Here is a 19,401-nt window from a genome sequence, read left to right on the forward strand (position 1 = left end):
CGGAGTTTTTTTTATGAGATGATATTATTCATGAAAATAATAATTTTTATTGATGTACATCAATGAAATCTATTGAATAAGATACCTACCTTTGTGTTATTAAATAAGTAAATAACTCTATTCAATGAAAAAAATATTTTTATTAGCAGTTTTAGCTGGTGGTTTAGCTTTCGGACAGTCAAAAAAAGTAGTAGCGTCTGATGTACACTGGTGGGGATATAAAGTAGCAAAATCTGAAGCAAGTTCTCACGACGGGACAGTGAAAGTAAAGTCTGGAGATATGATCATGAAAGGAAACCAATTGGTAGGTGGAAGCTTCGTATTGGATATGACTTCTATCAGCTCAACTGACCTTACAGGAGAATATCAGCAAAAATTAAACGGACATCTTAAGAATGGTGATTTCTTTGAAGTTGAAAAATTCCCTACTGCAAGCTTTAAAATCACTGGAATCAAGAAAAACAGCGATAAAATTTACAGTTCTCTTGTAACAGGAAACCTTACTGTAAAAGGAAAAACAAACCCAATTACTTTCCCTGCTAAGATTTCTTACAGCAAAGGAGTAGTAAGCCTGGTTTCAAATAAATTCGCTTTCGACAGACAAAAATTTGATGTAGCTTACAAGTCTACAATGCAGGATGTTTTTGTGAAAGATGATATTGAAATGCTTGTAAAAGTAACTGCTCAATAAATTAATCAAAAAAAGATTATTAAAAGTGTAGAAGTTCTACACTTTTTTTTATTTTTGTTGAATTGTAAATAAAAAAGAATGAAAAGATTACTATTGTTTGCTATGGTGTGCGCAAGTATATCATTTGTTTCTGCCCAAAAGAAATTTGATAAGGTTGCAAAAGTGACTTCATCAGAGATCAGATGGTGGGGGTATAAAGTGGTGAAAACCGAAGCATCTTCCCACTCAGGAACAGTAAAGCTAAAGAGCGGAAAATTCAACTTTGACCACACGGTTCTGGTAGATGGAGAATTTGTAATAGATATGAGAAGTATGATGGCGGGAGATGTTTCTGATGAAGATCAAATCAAACTTACTAATGATCTGAAAAGCACAAATTTCTTTGAAGTAAAAAAATTCCCTATTGCAAAATTCCATTTGACTAAAATTATTCCTTTAGCAAACAGTGAATACAATTCTACAGTATACGGAGACCTTACCCTTAAAGGAGTAAGAAAAACAATTTCTTTCCCTGCGAATGTATATGTTACTCAGTTTACAACCTCTATTGAATCTGCGAAGTTCTCTCTGAACAGAAGAGACTTTAAAGTATTCTATCAGTCTTCACTGAAAGATTATTTCATTAAGAACGAAATGGATATCCAATTCAAAGTTACTACAGAAATGCTGGATAACGAGAATAGAGCTCCGAAAAAGAAAAAATAAGATTAATATACAATCAATATAAAAATGAGCAGTTCATCAGAGCTGCTCATTTTTTATGCCCTTGTTGCATCAAAGATTGACTTAATCATTCACTGTTCCCTGTATTTTTTATAAATTCGTAGTATGAAAATTTATATCGTCAGTGGTCTGGGAGCAGACTTTAAAGTCCTTGAGAGAATAGAGTTTCCCAAACACTATGAATTGATTTTTATAGATTGGCTTATCCCTGAAAAAAATGAACCTTTTGATGCCTATGTTAAGAGAATGGCAGATAAAGTAGATGATTCTGAGCCGTTCTGCCTGTTGGGATATTCTTTTGGAGGAATTATTGTGCAGGAGATTAACCAATTGAAACCTGCGGAGAAAGTTGTGATCCTAGGAAGCATAAAATCTGATAAAGAAAAATCAAAATTCATCAGGACTGGTGAGATGACCAAAATCCCCAGAATATTACCGGTAGGTTTGTTCAACGATAAAGCTGCCAATGTATATGCTGTTATCCGAAAGCTTTTTGATCCTAAAAACCCTAAACTTCTGCAATATTTTAAAGTAAGAGACCCTTATTATCTGAAATGGTCTGTAGAAAAAGTTTCCGAGTGGAAGTTTAAAGAAAATCCAAATGTGATTCAGATCTTAGGGGATAAAGACATTGTTTTCCCAATCCGTTATTCCAATCCGGATTATATAATAAAAGGAGGGACTCATCTTTTTCCTGCTACGAAATCCAAGGAAGTTTCAAAAATATTGAATGAAGTATTTTGTGAAAAATAGAAATATTATTGCTTGAATATTTTTTTTAAGGGGTATTTGTTTTAAAAATGTATTTTTTATAGAATTTATATTTAAATTTGATAGGGTTAAATATAAATTTTATGAAAATAGGATTAAAATGGATCGTTTCATTCTCAGTGATTACACTTGTTGCCATTGGTGGTTTATTCTGGAGTCCGGATACCGATATTCCTGATACCGGAGAATTTTTAAGTGAAGATAAAATTGTAGGCGCGGATGTTGCCTGGATTCTGGCTGCCGCTGGGCTTGTCCTGTTGATGACACCCGGACTGTCTTTCTTTTACGGAGGAATGGTTGGCAGAAAAAACGTGATTTCTACCATGCTACAGAGTTTTATTGCCTTAGGAGTTATCTCTATGGTCTGGGTAGTAGTAGGTTTTTCTTTGTCTTTCGGTGAATCTTTGGGGATTACCATTGCCGGAAAACATTACGGAATCATTGGAAATCCGCTCAGTTATCCATTTTTTAGCGGAGTTGGAAATCTTCCTCATAAAATGATGGCTCCTACGATACCTTTTATTCTTTTTGCTTTATTTCAAATGAAATTTGCAGTTATTACCCCTGCAATTATTACCGGATCATTTGCCGAAAGGGTTCGTTTTATTTCTTATTTATTATTCATTGTCCTTTTCAGTATTTTTATTTATACACCACTTTGTCATATGGTATGGCATCCTGACGGTCTTTTAAACAAATATTTTGGAGTGAAAGACTTTGCAGGCGGAACCGTTGTACACATGAGTGCCGGTTTTGCAGCACTTGCCGGAGCTTTGGTAGTAGGAAACAGAAAAAATCCCCATCATGAGCCTTCCAATATTCCCTATGTACTTCTAGGGACAGGAATGTTGTGGTTTGGATGGTTCGGATTTAATGCAGGATCTGCGTTGAGTGCTTCTGCTTCTGCAGCTACTGCTTTTGGAACAACTACAATAGCCTCCGCTTCCGCGATGATGACCTGGATCTTTTTCGATAGAATCAATGGGAGAAGTGTTTCTGCTTTGGGAGCCTGTATCGGTGCTGTAGTAGGGCTGGTGGCCATTACTCCCGGATGTGGTTTTGTGAGTATTCAGGAAAGTCTTTTTATAGGATTTATTACAGCTATAGTTTCAAATATAATGGTCAACTGGAAAGGGTTAAAGAAAATAGATGATACTTTGGATGTTTTTGCCTGCCATGGAGTAGGAGGAATTATGGGAATGATCCTTACCGCTGTCTTTGCTCATGGTGAAAAAGCGAGCCTGCTTCATGGAGGAATTGATGTTTTTCTTCATCATATGGCTGCTTTGGTTCTGGTTTCTGTTTTTACATTTTTGGGTTCATTCATTTTATATAAACTTACAGATTCAATGATCACCTTAAGAGTTTCCGAAGAGTCTGAAAACAAAGGGCTTGATCTGTCTCAGCATGAGGAAAGTTTCAGTTGATAAAAAACAGGGCATATTGATAACCTAATGCCCTGAAAACCTGTAAAAGTTTAAAGATCTTTCATCATCTTAATGAATAGAATGAATAGTTTCGAAGATTTTATTTTTAGAATTTTCAAAGACTTCACCTCCAAATTCCTCATTATCTAAGGAATGAATGGTGACATCGTTTACACCCATGATTCCGAAAATATGTTTAAGATAAGTCGTTTGAAAATTAACGTGTCCGTTCTTTTCATTTTCTCCATATCCGGTATCACCGCGGGTTGATAGAATAAAGAGCTTTTTGTTTTCAAGAAGCCCCACGTAATCACCATCTGGCACTCCGGATCTGAATTTCCAGGTTTTATTAATCCGCATTACCTGGTCAATATAAGCTTTCAATCCGGAAGGAATAGACCAGTTATACATTGGCGTTCCAACTACATAGACATCATGTTCTCTGAGTTCTTTGACCAATTCATCACTGAGCTGCAAAGGTTTTTGATTTTCTTCAGTTTTGTCTGCCGGTTTTTTGAATGCCCCTGCAATCCAGGATTCATTAATGTTGGGAATAGTGTCAATTCCGGCTTCCCGCCAGGTAAATGTATCCTGAGGGTATTTGGTCTTCCAGTTTTCAACGAAGAGTTTGGTTAGTTTTCTGCTGTAAGATCTTTCGTTTCTTACACTTGCATTGATAATCAGTATTTTCATTTGCTATAATTTATAACAGCAAAATTCCTGATTATTTATGCCAAAGAAATTGATCTAGTTCAAGAGGATTTATTTTTTTTCCGAATTCTGCTTATAAATTCAGCAGATACTCCCAGGTAAGAAGCAATGAGATATTGAGGAACTCTGGATGCAATACTGGGATAAGTTTCCAGAAAATCATAATACTTTTGTTCAGCTTTGTGCATATGATTAAATACCACTCTTTTTTCGAGTGTTCCAAGATAACCTTCTAAAATAATCCTGAAGTATTTTTCTAAAGAGGGAATTTCTTCCAGCATTTTTTGAAAAGACGGATGGCTGATCTGTAAAAGGCGGGTTTTTTCAACAGCCTGTATATTATAGATGGATGCTTTTTGTTTTGAAAAACTGGCAATATCTGTTGCCCACCAATGGTCAATCGCTAAAAAAAGGATTTCTTCATTTCCATTGTCAGCATTGATGCAGAAAGCTTTCAATACGCCCGAAATAATATAGCTGTCATGGCGGCATATTTCCCCGTTTCTTAAAAGGAATTCTCCTTTTTCCAATGTTTTTTCCGTCCAGAAACTTTTAAAAATAGAAATTTCTTCCGGGCTTAATTTGATGTGTTGTGAAATATTTTTAATTAATGTTTCCATTCAAAATGATTAAAAGACACTTAAATAATAGATTCAACAGTATAGGCTAATGTACAAAAATACTTGTCATAAATTCATTTCATGGCTTATGAAAACCGAATAAATCTGGGATTTTGCTATGCATATATTAGGATTTATCATGTATCTTTGTTTTTGAGGAAAATGACGAATCATTTATGGAATCAATATCGGTTTTTGAGATTATTAAAGTAGGAATAGGCCCGTCCAGTTCGCATACGATGGGACCTTGGAATGCAGCTGCTGCATTTATCAGGATTATTAAAAGAGAAAGATCAATCGAAGAAGTTAAAGAGGTTTTTCTTGAATTTTTTGGCTCGCTCGCAAAAACGGGGATTGGGCACGGAACTGATATTGCAGGAATGCTTGGTTTGAATGGGGAAGATTTTAAGACGATCAATACTTCAAAAATTGATGAGAAAATAGAGTACATCAAAAGTACTCAAACCATTCATCTGGGAGGGGAGAAGGTGATTCCATTTGTTTATGGACATCATTTGATTTTGAATATGAAAAAAAGCCTTGATTTTCACCCGAATGGAATGATCTTCAGAGCTGTTTTTGAAGATGGAACCGAGCTTGTACAGGATTTTTATTCTGTAGGAGGAGGTTTTATTGCCAGCCAGGAAAAAAACTCTATTCAGAAACAATGCGTACGTACATTATATCCTTGTCATAAAGCTTCTGATATTGCAAAATATTGCGAGAAACTTGGGCTTAATAAGATTTCAGATTTAATTTTCATGAATGAAGAAAGCTGGAGAACTCAGGAAGAAACGAGACAGGAGGCGCTTTACATCTGGCAGCAGATTAAAGAATGTATTTATAAAGGCGTAAATAAAGAAGGAATTCTTCCTGGCGGACTGAATGTTTCCCGAAGAGCAGCAGGAATCAACAGAAAACTGTTAGGAGACAAAATTTATAAAAATAAGGATGAATGGTTCCAGCAGGTTGTAGATGCTGAAGAAAACTTTACGAATATCAACAAATGGATCGCCTGTTTTGCACTGGCTGTGAATGAAGAGAATGCAAGTTTCGGAAGAATTATCACCGCACCTACTAATGGCGCAAGTGGAGTAATTCCGGCAGTATTGATGTATGCTCAGGCATTTACACCGTTTATCAGTGAAGATGATATTGTAAGATTCCTGCTCGTGGCAGGAGAAATAGGGACGTTATTCAAGAAAAACGCAACCATTTCTGCAGCGATGGGAGGATGTCAGGCCGAAATTGGGGTTTCTTCCGCAATGGCAGCTGCCGGGCTTACGGAGATTTTGGGTGGAAGTGTCGGACAGGTATTGATGGCAGCAGAAATTGCAATGGAACATCACCTTGGATTAACCTGTGACCCAATCAAAGGACTGGTACAGATTCCGTGTATTGAAAGAAATACAATGGGAGCGATGAAAGCGATTACAGCAGCGAATATCGCATTGGAAAGTGATCCTACCAAAGCCAAAGTAACATTGGATGAGGTGATCCAGACGATGTGGGAAACCGCTCAGTCCATGAGTGACCGTTTTAAAGAAACTTCAGAAGGTGGATTAGCCATCGCGGTAAACGTTCCGGAATGTTAATAGAAATAAAGCTGTTTTAACAATATAAAACCCTTAGACATTACTGACTAAGGGTTTCTTAATAAAATAAAAGTAAAAACCATTGGGCTTTTAGTATTGTATAAAGAGATTTTATCTTAAAATTCCTCTAATCCTGTTGGCATTGGTAATCAGTTCTTCAAGGTATTCATAGTTCTCTTTTTCAAGGGCAGATTTGAATTTTCTAAGCTGAGAGATATGTTCGTTCAGTACATCCAGCACATTTTCTTTGTTTTGTTTAAAGATGGGAACCCACATTTCAGGATGCGACTTGGCAAGACGTACCGTACTTGAGAAACCGGAACTGGCAAGCTGAAAAATAGTTTCCTCCTCACGTTCTTTTTCCAATACAGTATTGGCAAGGGCATAAGAAGTAATATGGGAAATATGAGAGATGTAAGCAGTGTGAACATCGTGATCTTTTGCATCCATGTAAATCATGTGCATATCAAGGGCATTGACCACCTTTTCAACGGTGCTCAATGCATCATCTGCCGATTCTTCTTTGTTACATATCACTCCTGCTTTTCCGGAGAAACTTTCAGCAATGGCAGATTTCGGACCATTGTTTTCTGTTCCCCACATCGGGTGGAACGCTACAAATCTTGAACGTTTCGGATGGTTTTTTACACCATTTACGATTCCAGCTTTGGTAGAGCCTGCATCCATTACCGTCTGCTGATCAGACACAAGGTCAAGAACAGAAGGCAACAGTTTTCTGGCAGCATCTACAGGAATGGCAAGAATAATCAGATCCGAATTTTTAATCCCATGCTCCAGATCTACACCGGCATCAATTATTTTCAGATCTAATGCGTCACTGATATGCTGTGTATTGTTATCGATTCCGTAGATGAAGCTGGCCACGTTTTTCTCTCTTAATTTCAAAGCCATTGAACCTCCAATCAATCCTACTCCAATAATACTTATTTTCATCTTTTTACATTTTTTAAAATAAAAAAACCTCGTCCCTAGGACGAGGTTTTAAATTATATTCATAAGAATCCCTATCCCAGAGCTGAGGTAAAAATTCTATAATAATATGTTCCGTTGTTAAAAATCACAGAGCAAAGGTATAAATATTTTTCAAATGAAGCGAAATTTCTTTTCTAAATTGTATATAGATTATATTAATTGGTGGTCTTTTTTAATTGTATCCATTCATTGAATGTTGCCTCACCTCCAACTCCCTGAATAAAATAAGTGTTTTTTTCTTTTTTAATTTTAAAATTGCAGTTATCATGATTTTCATTTATCAAATTGATTTCATTATTTTGAATCTGCTCAATTTTATAATTTCCTTTACACAATGACGTATTAGCATCAATAAAAGCTAAATCTGATTTAATTGTTATTTCGTAACATGTTTCAGATTTAATAGAATCCTTTCTCTCATTTGCTGTGCAAATGTTATAAAAGCCTTTGAAATCAATTAAGTTTTTATTCAAATTTACATTTGTTGTCATTGCGGGTTGAAATTGCTCTTCAATCAAAGTTGAGTTTTGTTCTTTTTTAACATTTTCCCATTCCTTTTTGTTCCTTTCTTTACAACTCCAAAAGACGAAGGATAATATTAAAGGGATTAAAAAGTTTTTCATCATTTGGTTTTAGTTATTGTTTTTCTAATTCCTGCCAATCTTTGTTTATAAATCTCTTACTTTTTATAAAATATTTTTTATTCTCATTTTTTAAGTAAAAATCATCGATATCATCTTGATCACATTTTCCTTTTGCATGTAAAATATTATCCTCCTTAATTAAACGATATTCTCCTTCACACCAATAATCTTCCACATTTTCTGCACTAATACTTAAAATTGCTTTCTGGTTTGATTCTACTGTTATTGAATAAAATATATTTGTTTCATTATTGTCAAATTGACTAATGGCTTTTGTTGAAATTTTATAAGAACCTATCCAATCGTTATTGTTGATTGTAACTTCTGTATTTTTAATTCTTTGATTGTCATCTATATTGCTATCAATATTTCTTATTTCAGTTTCTTTTTCTGCTATTTTCACCTGAACATGAAAAGAATACAAATGATAATAGAATTAAAAAGGATTTCATCAATGCGTGTTTATATAATTGTTTAAAAAGAACTATGCTTTCTGCATAGTTATAAATTTTAAAGAGATAATATAGAGACTGAAAATTTATTATTGCTAATAATAGACTTTATTGTTACTTAATTCTGTTTCTAATGCTTCATCTAAATAAGGAATAGAATCAAATTTAGTTATTGTACCATCTTTATTAATTTTACTCGTTGAATAAGATATTATATCAAGAGATTGGTTGGGAGAGGAAAAATATGAAACTTGCCATATTTTTTTATTTTTTAAGTCTAAATATGATAGGCAAGTATAGCGATCAGATTTATATCTTACATCATTAACTTTTCTATAAAATTGAATAGAGTCTATTTTTTTTTATTTCTTAAAGTGTATAATACTAATTTATAATTCTTTTCATTAGAAATACTTTTATTTAGTATTATTGATAGCGATTCTTCTTTTGATACTTCTGTATTATGAATATTCGAATAATTTTTTTCATATATAGAGTTTTGGTTTTTTAAAATAGAATATCCTTTAGAACTAGTTAACAATTCAAAATATTTCTTTTCTGAAATTTTTTTATCTCCTAAAAAAAAATCTATATTTTTTTCTCTTATGTAAGTTTTATTATCCTTACAACAAATACTAAGAGTTATAAAAATTAGAAGAAACGAGAAAGTATAAATAGTCTTACTCATGGTTAATAACAGAAATTAAATTTGATTAATTTACATGAACCTTTCTTCCATTGGATCCATTTTGTGACATTCTTATATTCTTCTATATAATCACAATCAGCTTTGGGGATTGATTTTATTTGCATTGAATCACCTTTTATTTTTAGTGATTTATACCAGTATAATTGTTCTTCTTTTGATGTGTTTGAAATCTCCGGAGTTAATTGTATAAAAGCTGTTTTAATATAATTCTCCCATGAATTAAAAGCATAATCATTGTTTTTCTTTTCAATCAACTTTTTTTGTTTATTGATGTAAATGATGAGGAAATCCCTATCTGATCCTGGTTCTTCAGCATCGAAACTAAATATTCTATGTTCACTATCAGGAATTATTTCCCGGGCAATTACAACTTTAGGAAGCTTAACGTCATATACATTTTCATCATCATTATTAACAACTATTTTACCATAAGGAGTTTTATCCATATTGAAGATTTCTGTATTTTTATTGATTGATAAATTTATGACTCCGCTTCCCCTCAGATTATTTTCAGTATAAAATGTAATTCCATTATATTCTGTAGTCTGCATTGAGGTAGAGTCTATAGGGCATTCAAATGTTTGATTATTTTGTTCTTTTTCTACTATCCTTTCTTTCTTTTTACCTGAACATGAGAAGAGTATAAGTGATAATAAAATTAAAAGAGGTTTTATCATTGTGCTTTTGTTTATAAATTTTTATTCAATTTCATTTCCGTGTAATAAAAGTTTACTGATAAAACCACTATTCCAATTTTCTATATATATGTTTTGAAGTTCTGAAGCCCAACCAGATGATTCTTCTTTTTTGCCATCAAAGGATGAAGTAGAATAAAACTTACCTGTAATAAAATTAAATGATTTTGAATAATTCTTTTGAGCTTTTGTATAACTTAGATCATACCCAATAACTTGTATTTTTTTTGTTTTTAGGATCAAACCTAAATTTTATTTTTTCAATCAGATTCTTTCTTTCTCCGGAAATATTAGGTTTTGTAACTTGATCTGCATAATCTACTCGAATGGTAATTATTTTATTTTTAATAATAGGATCACTTAAATAATAATCTGCTTCAGTATTGTTATATAGAATACTATTGTTGATAATGGGGATTTCAACCGTTTTGTTCAATGAAGACAAGTAGATGAATAGTATAAAACTAGAGAGTTCCGTATTTTGTTTTGCCTTAATTACAGCTTTATCTTTAATATGATCATCATCAAAGTATGGTGTTTCATATTGTGATTCATTGGCGTCCATAGCCCTCACATTATTTTCTTTACAGCTTAAAAAGAAAGATATGAGAGATAATAAAATTAAAACGGGTTTCATCATTTGGTTAAGTTATTTATTCTGCTTTTATTCTGCTTTTGTGAACATATCCCTTTTTACCTTCTTTAGAAACTACCAACCACCAATCACCATTTTGGTCTAAAACCTCGACTTGTTCGCCTGTGTTTATTTTTTGTAGAATTTGAGATGATGTATTTTTATCTTTTCTTAGATTGGTAAATCCATCGGGGTCTACTATTCTTGAATATACTTTTTCTTGATTATCTTCTTGAATAAGTCCATAATCTTTTGAGTACTTTTCAAGAGAAGGATAACCATAATATTTATTTTTTTGAAAAGAGTCCTTTAATTCCGGGTGAGAAACATAGACGTTGTTTAATAATAAATATGTTTTATCTGATTGTATATCAATGCTTTCTTTGCCTTCGAATCCAAGTTGTAAAAGATAAGCAATAGCTTTTTGTAATGTTGAATCTGGAATATCATTCTTTTTGATGATATTGTCTTTATTATCGGCAAAATAAGTTGTTAGTGCATATAAAAACGAATCTTTTGATTTTAGTTTTTGCAATAGCTTTTCTCTAATTTTAAATACATTCGTTGTACTATTGTAGAATACAAATGATAGTCTCGAACTTTGCTCAATATCATCCCAATTCTGAATATTTCTAATTGCAGAATTAAAAAGAGTTTCATTCTTTTCATAATTAAATAGAACTACCAAATCAATTGCAAGATCAGTATTTTTAGATGCTACGCTCAAAATGGATATTAAATCATTTTGGTAAATAATTTTGTTCAGGGATAATAATTCTTCGAAATAAGGATAGTCTTTATTACTTTTTATATCTGCCTTGACATTATCTAAATCAGGTAAAATATCATTACCTATTTTAATATATTTTCCATCCTTTGATATCTGATAATTGGTAGTTTCATTGAATATTAAGACATTATTATATCCGTTTTGAAGTTTATCAGGTTTAATACCAAGCAGATCTTTGTTGATTTTATCAAAATTTTCCTCAGTATCATTGAATTTATGATTGGTGAAATAACTTTCGATTATTTCAGTTTCTTTTTCTATTATTTTCTCTTCCTGCTTGCCTGAACATGAAATGAATATGAGTGATAATAAAATTAAAAAGGATTTCATCATTGTGGATTTATCTTAATTTTCAAACATTTCGAAACAGTAAGGATTATTTATTTTTTTAATATTACATTTTTTAATCCATATCTTTTTTCTGTGTATTCGCTCTCAAATAATAACTTACCTTTATCATATCGAAGAGTACCGAAATAATGTGGTTTATCTGCATCACCTGTATATCCGTTAATTACCTGTGAATATTTTAAAAATATTCTTCCATCAACAGTCTTATCTTCTTTAAGTAGGTATTGATTATACATTTTTCCCATATTTCCAGATTCTGTATAAATAATAGAATCTTTCTCAATTTTCAACGAAACTCCATAATCATCCAACTTCTCGTTGGTTGCAAAATATTCTCCTGATGGGATAGAAATCTGTTGTTTTGATGATGAAATACTTCCTCCAATTTTCTGTAAATCAGATTCAATAACTTGAGTATTAAGATCATATTTTTTTTCTTTCTTCAATACACAACTTTTTCCTTTTTGATTATCTGTGCACGAAATGGATATGAATGATAATAAAATTAAAAAGTTTTTCATGATTTGGTTTATGGGATTGTGTCAACTAGATTTATTGCATCAATATCCATTCATTATTAGTAGATTCTCCTCCAACTCCTTTTATATAAAATTGAGTTTTATCTTTTTTAATTATAAATTTCGGATCAATATCTACACAATTTAATTGATCACCACTATAATATATTTCTAATTGATTGTCTTTTTCGATACCTATATATTTACCTTCACACAGGTTGGACTCCTTATATGTGTTTAGTGATAAGAATATATTACTCTTTTTAATGTCAAATTCATATGAAATAGAAGCCATACCTGTTGTTGTAGCTTCTGTTTCTACTGAAGTAGAATGAGTACCATCATAAGTTGATGAATGGTTTTTAAGATTTTTAAGAACCTCTTTCTGAATAAGACTGGTTTCAAATGCTAAAATATCTTCTGGAATCTTTGAAGTCTCAATTTCTCCTATTTGTTTCCATTTATTCTTTTCATATAAATAAAACGTTGTTTTTGCATTTTGTTTTGGTTCAAACTCTCCATCTTCTCCACCTGTATAAGTGATGAATTCACTAGGTAAATAAGAAGCAACTACATAATAATTATTTTCTTTAATGAGGTTTTTTATAGCTTTTGAATTTTGGGCATCATTTTCAGGATTATTAGATTTCGAAAAAAAACCTTTCGAATTATTAGGGCTCCAAAAATATTGAGTTTCATTACTTTTCCCGATAAAATCTACACTGAAAACACCCATTTTTTTATCTGAATAAGTGTATGTTGGATAGGGATTGGAGATATCTGGAATGAAAAAACCGGTTGCTTGGTATTTTGTATCTAGAAAATTGATAGAGTTCTCATCTAGGTTTGTAATTTGAACTTTTTGAGAATTATCGATTTTTTTAGAATTTTGAACCTTGTTTTTTTCTTGTCCATTACAACTTTGTAAGGTAACAAATGCAATTACTATTAAAAATATTTTATTCATTCTTATTATTTAATATGATTTCCTTTTACAGTTTCATCAAATTTTGTTTTCATAAATTGTTCTGGATCTACACGTGTATTTCCACCATAAAAAACGCCATTCGTTGATGCTTCAATGTGAACATGATAGTATTGAGGTAAAATATCTTTTGCATTCCCTGTATTTCCAGATTTACCGAAAACTTTTCCATGTTTTATCTTTTGTCCTTTTGATACAGAATATGAGTTTAAATGACAATATCTTATCCAGATAAATTTACCATTTTTATCTTTAGATTTAATAGTAACAATCATTCCTAAATCTCCTTTTGTGTCTAGGGCTTCTACAACTTCTCCACAAAGCATTGATTTTAATTCCTTGTCTAAATTTGCTAAGATATCGGTACCTGTGTGATAATATCCTTTAGGATGTTTGTTATTGTACCTAGGAGTTCTATGAAATCTATTTTTGTTTACGTTGTTACTTTGGTCATTTAATTTTGGATTGTCTATTACATCATCATATTCAAAGCATTGGGAACAATCTTCTGGGCATTTTGATGTTTGCTTTTCATCTGATTTTTCAGGTGAACTATTACAATTAAATTTTTGTGTTTTATGAGTACTTCCTTCGTCATAGCTATCATGATATCTTTCTAAAATTTCTGAACGTTGAATCTTACCATCTCCTTTATTTATTCCTTTACTTTTTTTATCAACACTTTCATTTTGAGTATATTCAATAGTCCCTTTCTCATATAAAACATAATTATCTGATTGATTTACACCTTTAGGAGCAAATACATGTAAATAAATGTCTTCTGAGGTTTTAATTTTACTTTTTGAAGGTTCAAAATATTTTTTAACATAATCAAGTTGTTTAATTTCTCCCATTGTTGCAAAACGTAATTTTACTTCATGTAATTTATCGAAGCCGCTACCAGATTTAAATTCTCCAATTGCTTGTAATGCAGATTGTGTAAATTGAATTAACCCAACTGCTCGTGAAGTACGAACTTCTTTTCCCGTTTTTTTATCTTTTTGAATAAGCCAGAAATCATCTTTTGTTATGGCCTTGACATTCTTTAAAGTTTGACCCATTATTTGGTGAGCTTTAAATGAACTTGCTGTTTCTACATTCATTACAGCCATTAACCCACTTGCCATCTCCATTTTTCTATTTTCTCCCCACAATTCAGCGCATATTTGCACTACTTTCTTTCTAAACTCACAACTCACTTTCTCCCCCCAAATTAAATCTTTATATTGTTCTTGGCATATACAACTTCCTTGTTTCTCAGGTTTTTCTGTTTTCTGCACTCCCGCCGCACTCTTCACCTTCTCCACTTCCATCAAGCCCTCCGAATTTACCCCAAATTTCTGAGATTCTGCGGAAAGATCTTTGGAGATAATTTCGATAAAATAATTTTGTTTATCGGAGTCCGGATCGCCAATAGGGGAGTCTATTCCTTTTTCAAAAATAGCTTTTGTAATGATAAATCCTGAAGTGTCATAGATATCCGCTGTAATTTTAATATTTCCACTTCTAAACACTTCATCATTGGAAGCGGTGTCATATTCCCAAACTACATATTGAATATGTTTTTCCACCATATTTTTGGAGTGGATTCTTATCCTCACTTTATCTCCTACAGCTACTTTGGAAAGCTCTTTTCCTGTATCATCAATGAAAACAGCTTCTATGATATTACCCTTAGGGTCGGGCTGCTTGGGGCCTCCTCCTTGTCCGGGCGTGAATTTTGGTGTGTGTTGCTGAGGTTGATTTTGAGGTTTAGGTTGTGGCTTGGGCTGATTTTGAGGCTGTCCTTTATAATCAGGATTGGCCACATCTACATTCACCTGGCTGGCTCCCTGAATTTTCCCGGAGTAAGTTGCCGTAACATAGTATTCATGATTAGCTCCTTCATTCTTATCACCTTTCATCATAAACTGATTGGCTACCTGACGAAGAATTTTTTCATCAGACATCAGGGGGATTGGTACTTCCGCAATCCCTTTTTCATTGACAAGAGCCTTGTAACTTCTTGTGTGACGGTTGTTTTTATTAATGTTGGGATCATGGCCTTTGCCGGGAGCATCATCTTCCCAAAGATGAAATTCTATTTCCTTATTGAACATTGCAATGCAATGGGCCTGCGCGATAAGAGTATCACGATAGCTGGCTTTATTGACATCTTTTGCTCCTCTGTTGAAAAGGATTACTTTATCTATTTTTGAAACCTTATCACTGGTAGGAATCAATATAAAAGTGGCAGCCAATTCTTTGGTATCAGGAAGTCCCGGGAAAATACCTTTTTTAGTTTCGTAGACTTTCATTTGAAATTCTATTCCCAGGCCTATTTCTCCAAATCTGTATGTTACCTTTTCACCTTTTTTAGGTTGGGAGGTAATGTCTTTCCAGATTCCGTTTTTCTGTTTCTTGTATAGATACCATTCATACTCGCCCTTCAGCCCGAATGACAGTCCCGAAGGTTTTATTTCGTAGGTGTAGGTTTTTCCTACCATAGGATTCTGATTCCCAATAATATTTCCTGTCATGGCTTAGCTGTAATAAAGTTCGTCTGTACCTTTTGTATCTTCCTTGAATTCATCAAAATCTACAACAGGATTGTAGACCTGCTGTTCCTGCGTATTGGCTTTTCCAACCTGGCTTTTGCTGGTTTCACTTTGCTGGCCATGTTTGAGGATGGTGATTTTTCCTCCTGTGCTGCACATCAGTTCTGATATCTCTGTAAGGCAGCTTTTTCCCATGACTTTTACTTTCTCATAAGTTTTCTGCCATTTTCCGGCGGGAGCATAGGCGCAGGGAAGATATCCTCCTGAACTCGGCTTAAGTTTGCATTGTCCAAACGGTTGTGCCGCCGGATCAAGCTGAAGATCATCTTCTGTTACTGCCAGATAATCGGCATTTCCTTCTTCATCATTCCAGTAATGCTTTTGATGGCTGGTTACTTTAAATTTTGGAAATTTAAACCCCTGATTACACTGTACAGTTCCTTTCTGCACAATGAAATATTTTCCTTCATGAGGACTGGAACTGCTGTCCTCTTTTTTATCTTTTTTTTCCTCTTTATTGGATTGCTGATCTGTTTTTTCAGATGATGGCTCTTCATTTTTTGCCTGCTGTTCTGAAGTGTCTTCCTCGCCGGAACTCATTTCATCTGTAGATTCTTCCTGGGAAGAGTCTGAAATATCCTGAGACTGAGTTTCGTGAGCCATAAGCTGTGGATCTTCCGGAATAAAAATGGTTTTTCCGGGAACAGGTTCCTGCATGACATCTTCCTGCGGACAATGGAGATTGTGATAGGTTTTTAAAATGCCTTCATCTTTCAGCTTAAACTGCCGGGCCAGCGAACTGAATGTGTCGCCTTTTTGTGTGACATAATTTTTCATATTATCCTTGTGTTATATTGATATGGTGTTGATGTATCAATACCTCTTCATGGCTGAGTAAAACCGAAGCTTTAGCCTGAAGAAGATTCTTATTTTTTGTGTGGGTGGTGTATTCTAATATAATATTTCCTTGTGCAGGTTCAGAAGCAGGTTCCTGAAGTTTAATGCCGCGCATGATCTCCTGTGAGGTACATAATTCGGTGATTTTACCCTTTAAAATGGTTAAAACAGAGTGGTCATCTTTATTTTCCTGTTCAATATTGATTTCACATTGTACCGGAAATGAATTCTGTAAAAGATAAAAAGATTCTGCCCATTTTGTTTTCCTTTGGAACCAATCAATTTTGGGAAACAATGTCTGAAACAGAAGCGTACTCTGAAATTGCTGTAATAAAAATAATTCATCCTGAATACCTTTTTCAAACGTATCCATGTAATTTTGAGCAACTTCACCTACATAAAACTCTTCAAGTTCTTTGCGCTGACGGGTAAAAGTGTCTGTGATTTTTTTGTGGTCTGCAAAGCCTGTAATTTGGCCCTTGTCATTCATGATAAATTCAAGAGGCATAATACTTTTCATACAGGCAATAGATAAACTGCTTACCTTATCATCAGGTGTATTTCCATTGGATTTAAAATCATTTTGACTGTAGCTCAGGATATGTTGGCCTGTATTTCTGTCTTTGTGAAGATCAAGCTCAATGATGTAATCAATAGTAACCGAAGGTTCAAACGGACTTTCAAAGGTTTCATTCACGGAATAGGATTTAGCAAAAAAAGACTCAGAAAATTTTGAAGGAAAACTGTTTTTTCTTTCCTGTTCTTTTTGTTTCTCCGTTTTAAAATTGGTAGGAACAAAGATATTTTTGACGTCATTAAGATTTTCAAACCAAACTTTATCCATTCTTTGGCAATGGGAATTGTGAAACAGCTTTAGTTCCTCGCCGGTCATACCCAGCCGGGAAGCAATAGAGCTCAATGTATCTCCATTTCGTACCTGATATTGTAAGAAATCAATTTCCATCCAATGTGAATTATAGGATAAAGCTATTAAAAAACTCTATTTGAAATTAATTTTTAGGGTTAAATTTCAAAAATTGTAGTAGAATTACGACACGAGATTGATGCTGTACAGAAAACCACCCCGTCAAAAATTCTTTGAATTTTTGCCACCCCTCCGGAGGAGGGGAATGTTGCGTCTTCAGTTGTGATGCCAGTCAGGATTGGAGTTTTTGTTGAGGCTTTTCTTATTGTTTTAATATGGTTGGATTCCTACGGAATGACAAACTGTATGGGTAAGACTATCATTCCAATTATGTCATTCCGTAGGAATCTAAGCTGCTATATTTTAAAACTTATGTGCTTTTAAAACAGTTCGTTGTAACTTACAATAAGCAGATAAGAAACTTTTGTGACTTTTGTGGTTTCATTATATACACAACCAAAAGTTATGATTACTTTTAAAGCTATAAACAACAGCCATGAAGAATAGATTTTTATACGGAGTTTTCATTGTATTGATCAGTATGTATTCATATGCTCAGTCATCTGTTTTTTTCACCACCAAAGCAAAGGATACTGTAAGGATTAACGAAACATTCAACGAAAAGGATACAACAAGCAGTAAGAGCCTACAAAACCGGCTGAAACCTATTCAGGCTAATTTTAAAAGGATTAATTCAATGACAAAATGGACTTCTGTCCAAAAGAAAAATATTGAAGGAGAATCGGCAGAAGGTGGAGAAGCAACATTTTATTATACGGATAAACGTCTGGAAAAAGTCATCGCCAGGCATTATGGAGAAATGGGGCAGGTCTTGATAGAATATTATCTACTGAACGGACAATTGTCTTTTGTTTTCGAGAAAGAATACAGATATAACCGTCCGCTTTTCTATGATGCTAAAGCAATGAAAGAAAATAATGATACAGAAGCATTTGATTTGAAAAAATCAAAAATTACAATGACCCGTAATTATTTTGAAAAAGGAAATATTATTTTAATCAATACTACTACAGGACGCGAATCTAACATCAGTGCGGATTATCCGGCTGAACAGGAGAAGAGCATAACAGAGGATTTTAAAAGGCTTCTGAAATTAGCTGATTAAATGGTTGTTATTGGTGATCTGCTTTGATGATATTCAGTCTTTCTTCAACTTCATTGATTCTCTTGAGCCAATAGTTGATTCCTTCCTGATTGGTTACTGTTTCTTTAAAAGCATTCCGGTTCACAGCCCATAGGTGTGAGCTGTTTTTTTGATAATCCAGTTCGCGTTCCTTTTTATTCTCAGGTTCTATCCGGTATCTCCAGAATACCAGAGAATGCATATATTCTGAGCGGATTTTTTCCAGATAGGCAATAATAGCTTTTCGGTCCTGAGGAATATATCCGGGACCAGAGCATCCACATGAATGAAAAGTGATTCCTACCGTATACAAATCGCGGATATGAGCCCATTGTTTGTCGTCATTTTTTGGAGGGGATTTAAAATCAAGTCCCATATTGGCCATCAGATTTCCACATTCGGGGCATTTGGCTTCCACTGAAGTCTGAGCATCCCGGTCCACATCTTTTAAATGACGGCGTTTGAAAGTTTTCTGGCAGTTGAAACAGGCATAATGTCCTTTGTAAACCATCATGGAGTATCGGCACATATTAAAGTCTTATTCTTTGGTTATAAGTTATTTTTTATTTGTTTTTTCCTCTTCATTACA

21 protein-coding genes are annotated in these 19,401 nt (G+C 33.4%); 6 read left to right on the top strand and 15 right to left on the bottom strand.

The genetic code is table 11. The features are described from left to right. The first annotated feature begins 124 nt into the window (after positions 1 to 124). The 4 genes from ACTJIP_RS06575 (at position 125) to ACTJIP_RS06590 (ending at position 3,612) form a co-directional block, all read left to right on the top strand. Positions 125 to 691: a YceI family protein gene (locus ACTJIP_RS06575; RefSeq protein ID WP_077415469.1), complete on the top strand. Its 567-nt coding sequence runs from the start codon at positions 125 to 127 to the stop codon at positions 689 to 691. Positions 692 to 769: 78 nt separating this feature from the next. Next, positions 770 to 1,396: a YceI family protein gene (locus ACTJIP_RS06580; RefSeq protein WP_047381173.1), complete on the top strand. Its 627-nt coding sequence runs from the start codon at positions 770 to 772 to the stop codon at positions 1,394 to 1,396. Positions 1,397 to 1,519: 123 nt separating this feature from the next. Further along, positions 1,520 to 2,167, top strand: a complete 648-nt coding sequence (locus ACTJIP_RS06585) for an alpha/beta hydrolase (protein WP_180565428.1) — start codon at positions 1,520 to 1,522, stop codon at positions 2,165 to 2,167. A gap of 101 nt (positions 2,168 to 2,268) precedes the next feature. After that, complete coding sequence (locus ACTJIP_RS06590) at positions 2,269 to 3,612, top strand: ammonium transporter (protein ID WP_077415466.1); 1,344 nt, start codon at positions 2,269 to 2,271, stop codon at positions 3,610 to 3,612. Between the two features lie 69 nt (positions 3,613 to 3,681). Here the strand turns inward: ACTJIP_RS06590 and ACTJIP_RS06595 are convergent, their stop codons facing one another. Next, positions 3,682 to 4,305: an FMN-dependent NADH-azoreductase gene (locus ACTJIP_RS06595; RefSeq protein WP_440704269.1), complete on the bottom strand. Its 624-nt coding sequence runs from the start codon at positions 4,303 to 4,305 to the stop codon at positions 3,682 to 3,684. A gap of 59 nt (positions 4,306 to 4,364) precedes the next feature. After that, positions 4,365 to 4,943 (bottom strand): Crp/Fnr family transcriptional regulator, encoded by a 579-nt coding sequence (locus tag ACTJIP_RS06600; RefSeq protein WP_426480436.1) that lies wholly within the window; start codon positions 4,941 to 4,943, stop codon positions 4,365 to 4,367. Between the two features lie 176 nt (positions 4,944 to 5,119). Here ACTJIP_RS06600 and ACTJIP_RS06605 point away from each other — a divergent pair, with 176 nt between their 5' ends. Beyond that, on the top strand, positions 5,120 to 6,538 hold the full coding sequence (locus ACTJIP_RS06605) for an L-serine ammonia-lyase (protein ID WP_077415460.1): 1,419 nt from the start codon (positions 5,120 to 5,122) through the stop codon (positions 6,536 to 6,538). Between the two features lie 111 nt (positions 6,539 to 6,649). On the opposite strand, the gene ACTJIP_RS06610 is transcribed toward ACTJIP_RS06605, so the two are convergent. From ACTJIP_RS06610 to ACTJIP_RS06665, 12 genes are all read right to left on the bottom strand, one after another. Continuing rightward, a complete protein-coding gene (locus ACTJIP_RS06610; RefSeq protein ID WP_077415458.1) occupies positions 6,650 to 7,492 on the bottom strand; it encodes a prephenate dehydrogenase in 843 nt (280 codons plus the stop codon). Between the two features lie 194 nt (positions 7,493 to 7,686). Next, complete coding sequence (locus tag ACTJIP_RS06615; RefSeq protein WP_180565431.1) at positions 7,687 to 8,157, bottom strand: hypothetical protein; 471 nt, start codon at positions 8,155 to 8,157, stop codon at positions 7,687 to 7,689. A 10-nt stretch (positions 8,158 to 8,167) separates the two neighbouring features. Further along, a complete protein-coding gene (locus ACTJIP_RS06620; RefSeq protein WP_180565432.1) occupies positions 8,168 to 8,578 on the bottom strand; it encodes a hypothetical protein in 411 nt (136 codons plus the stop codon). 401 nt (positions 8,579 to 8,979) lie between these two features. Continuing rightward, positions 8,980 to 9,315 carry a hypothetical protein gene (locus ACTJIP_RS06625; protein ID WP_180565433.1) on the bottom strand — a complete coding sequence of 112 codons (336 nt, stop codon included), beginning with the start codon at positions 9,313 to 9,315 and terminating at the stop codon, positions 8,980 to 8,982. Positions 9,316 to 9,317: 2 nt separating this feature from the next. After that, the gene (locus ACTJIP_RS06630) at positions 9,318 to 10,013 is read right to left on the bottom strand and encodes a hypothetical protein (RefSeq protein WP_440704270.1); all 696 of its coding nucleotides are present in this window, start codon (positions 10,011 to 10,013) and stop codon (positions 9,318 to 9,320) included. A 220-nt stretch (positions 10,014 to 10,233) separates the two neighbouring features. Further along, a complete protein-coding gene (locus ACTJIP_RS06635; protein ID WP_440704271.1) occupies positions 10,234 to 10,671 on the bottom strand; it encodes a hypothetical protein in 438 nt (145 codons plus the stop codon). Between the two features lie 13 nt (positions 10,672 to 10,684). Beyond that, positions 10,685 to 11,788, bottom strand: coding sequence for an SH3 domain-containing protein (locus ACTJIP_RS06640; RefSeq protein WP_180565437.1), 1,104 nt, complete (start codon positions 11,786 to 11,788; stop codon positions 10,685 to 10,687). 47 nt (positions 11,789 to 11,835) lie between these two features. Beyond that, the gene (locus ACTJIP_RS06645; RefSeq protein ID WP_180565438.1) at positions 11,836 to 12,327 is read right to left on the bottom strand and encodes a hypothetical protein; all 492 of its coding nucleotides are present in this window, start codon (positions 12,325 to 12,327) and stop codon (positions 11,836 to 11,838) included. 31 nt (positions 12,328 to 12,358) lie between these two features. Then, a complete protein-coding gene (locus tag ACTJIP_RS06650; protein ID WP_077415454.1) occupies positions 12,359 to 13,291 on the bottom strand; it encodes a hypothetical protein in 933 nt (310 codons plus the stop codon). A 5-nt stretch (positions 13,292 to 13,296) separates the two neighbouring features. After that, a complete protein-coding gene (locus ACTJIP_RS06655; RefSeq protein WP_440704272.1) occupies positions 13,297 to 15,828 on the bottom strand; it encodes a M23 family metallopeptidase in 2,532 nt (843 codons plus the stop codon). Positions 15,829 to 15,831: 3 nt separating this feature from the next. Continuing rightward, entirely contained in the window at positions 15,832 to 16,683 is an 852-nt protein-coding gene (locus ACTJIP_RS06660) for a DUF4280 and LysM peptidoglycan-binding domain-containing protein (protein ID WP_180565440.1), read from the bottom strand. A gap of 1 nt (position 16,684) precedes the next feature. Further along, the gene (locus ACTJIP_RS06665) at positions 16,685 to 17,707 is read right to left on the bottom strand and encodes a LysM peptidoglycan-binding domain-containing protein (RefSeq protein ID WP_440704273.1); all 1,023 of its coding nucleotides are present in this window, start codon (positions 17,705 to 17,707) and stop codon (positions 16,685 to 16,687) included. 457 nt (positions 17,708 to 18,164) lie between these two features. On the opposite strand from ACTJIP_RS06665, the gene ACTJIP_RS06670 reads away from it, so the two are divergent. Then, positions 18,165 to 18,794, top strand: coding sequence for a hypothetical protein (locus tag ACTJIP_RS06670; protein WP_428169113.1), 630 nt, complete (start codon positions 18,165 to 18,167; stop codon positions 18,792 to 18,794). A gap of 7 nt (positions 18,795 to 18,801) precedes the next feature. Here the strand turns inward: ACTJIP_RS06670 and ACTJIP_RS06675 are convergent, their stop codons facing one another. Continuing rightward, positions 18,802 to 19,326, bottom strand: coding sequence for a hypothetical protein (locus ACTJIP_RS06675; RefSeq protein ID WP_317043601.1), 525 nt, complete (start codon positions 19,324 to 19,326; stop codon positions 18,802 to 18,804). Positions 19,327 to 19,401: the final 75 nt, after the last annotated feature.

This window comes from Chryseobacterium sp. 22543, assembly GCF_052044565.1.
GTDB lineage: Bacteria > Bacteroidota > Bacteroidia > Flavobacteriales > Weeksellaceae > Chryseobacterium.

Coding starts and splice junctions, on each gene's coding strand:
- ACTJIP_RS06635 (WP_440704271.1), bottom strand. CDS start 10,671: ATGATGAAACCCGTTTTAATTTTATTATCTCTCATATCTTTCTTTTTA.
- ACTJIP_RS06610 (WP_077415458.1), bottom strand. CDS start 7,492: ATGAAAATAAGTATTATTGGAGTAGGATTGATTGGAGGTTCAATGGCT.
- ACTJIP_RS06580 (WP_047381173.1), top strand. CDS start 770: ATGAAAAGATTACTATTGTTTGCTATGGTGTGCGCAAGTATATCATTT.
- ACTJIP_RS06575 (WP_077415469.1), top strand. CDS start 125: ATGAAAAAAATATTTTTATTAGCAGTTTTAGCTGGTGGTTTAGCTTTC.
- ACTJIP_RS06655 (WP_440704272.1), bottom strand. CDS start 15,828: ATGACAGGAAATATTATTGGGAATCAGAATCCTATGGTAGGAAAAACC.
- ACTJIP_RS06650 (WP_077415454.1), bottom strand. CDS start 13,291: ATGAATAAAATATTTTTAATAGTAATTGCATTTGTTACCTTACAAAGT.
- ACTJIP_RS06630 (WP_440704270.1), bottom strand. CDS start 10,013: ATGATAAAACCTCTTTTAATTTTATTATCACTTATACTCTTCTCATGT.
- ACTJIP_RS06665 (WP_440704273.1), bottom strand. CDS start 17,707: ATGGAAATTGATTTCTTACAATATCAGGTACGAAATGGAGATACATTG.
- ACTJIP_RS06660 (WP_180565440.1), bottom strand. CDS start 16,683: ATGAAAAATTATGTCACACAAAAAGGCGACACATTCAGTTCGCTGGCC.
- ACTJIP_RS06595 (WP_440704269.1), bottom strand. CDS start 4,305: ATGAAAATACTGATTATCAATGCAAGTGTAAGAAACGAAAGATCTTAC.
- ACTJIP_RS06670 (WP_428169113.1), top strand. CDS start 18,165: ATGAAGAATAGATTTTTATACGGAGTTTTCATTGTATTGATCAGTATG.
- ACTJIP_RS06640 (WP_180565437.1), bottom strand. CDS start 11,788: ATGATGAAATCCTTTTTAATTTTATTATCACTCATATTCATTTCATGT.
- ACTJIP_RS06645 (WP_180565438.1), bottom strand. CDS start 12,327: ATGAAAAACTTTTTAATTTTATTATCATTCATATCCATTTCGTGCACA.
- ACTJIP_RS06615 (WP_180565431.1), bottom strand. CDS start 8,157: ATGATGAAAAACTTTTTAATCCCTTTAATATTATCCTTCGTCTTTTGG.
- ACTJIP_RS06625 (WP_180565433.1), bottom strand. CDS start 9,315: ATGAGTAAGACTATTTATACTTTCTCGTTTCTTCTAATTTTTATAACT.
- ACTJIP_RS06600 (WP_426480436.1), bottom strand. CDS start 4,943: ATGGAAACATTAATTAAAAATATTTCACAACACATCAAATTAAGCCCG.
- ACTJIP_RS06675 (WP_317043601.1), bottom strand. CDS start 19,326: ATGATGGTTTACAAAGGACATTATGCCTGTTTCAACTGCCAGAAAACT.
- ACTJIP_RS06605 (WP_077415460.1), top strand. CDS start 5,120: ATGGAATCAATATCGGTTTTTGAGATTATTAAAGTAGGAATAGGCCCG.
- ACTJIP_RS06585 (WP_180565428.1), top strand. CDS start 1,520: ATGAAAATTTATATCGTCAGTGGTCTGGGAGCAGACTTTAAAGTCCTT.
- ACTJIP_RS06590 (WP_077415466.1), top strand. CDS start 2,269: ATGAAAATAGGATTAAAATGGATCGTTTCATTCTCAGTGATTACACTT.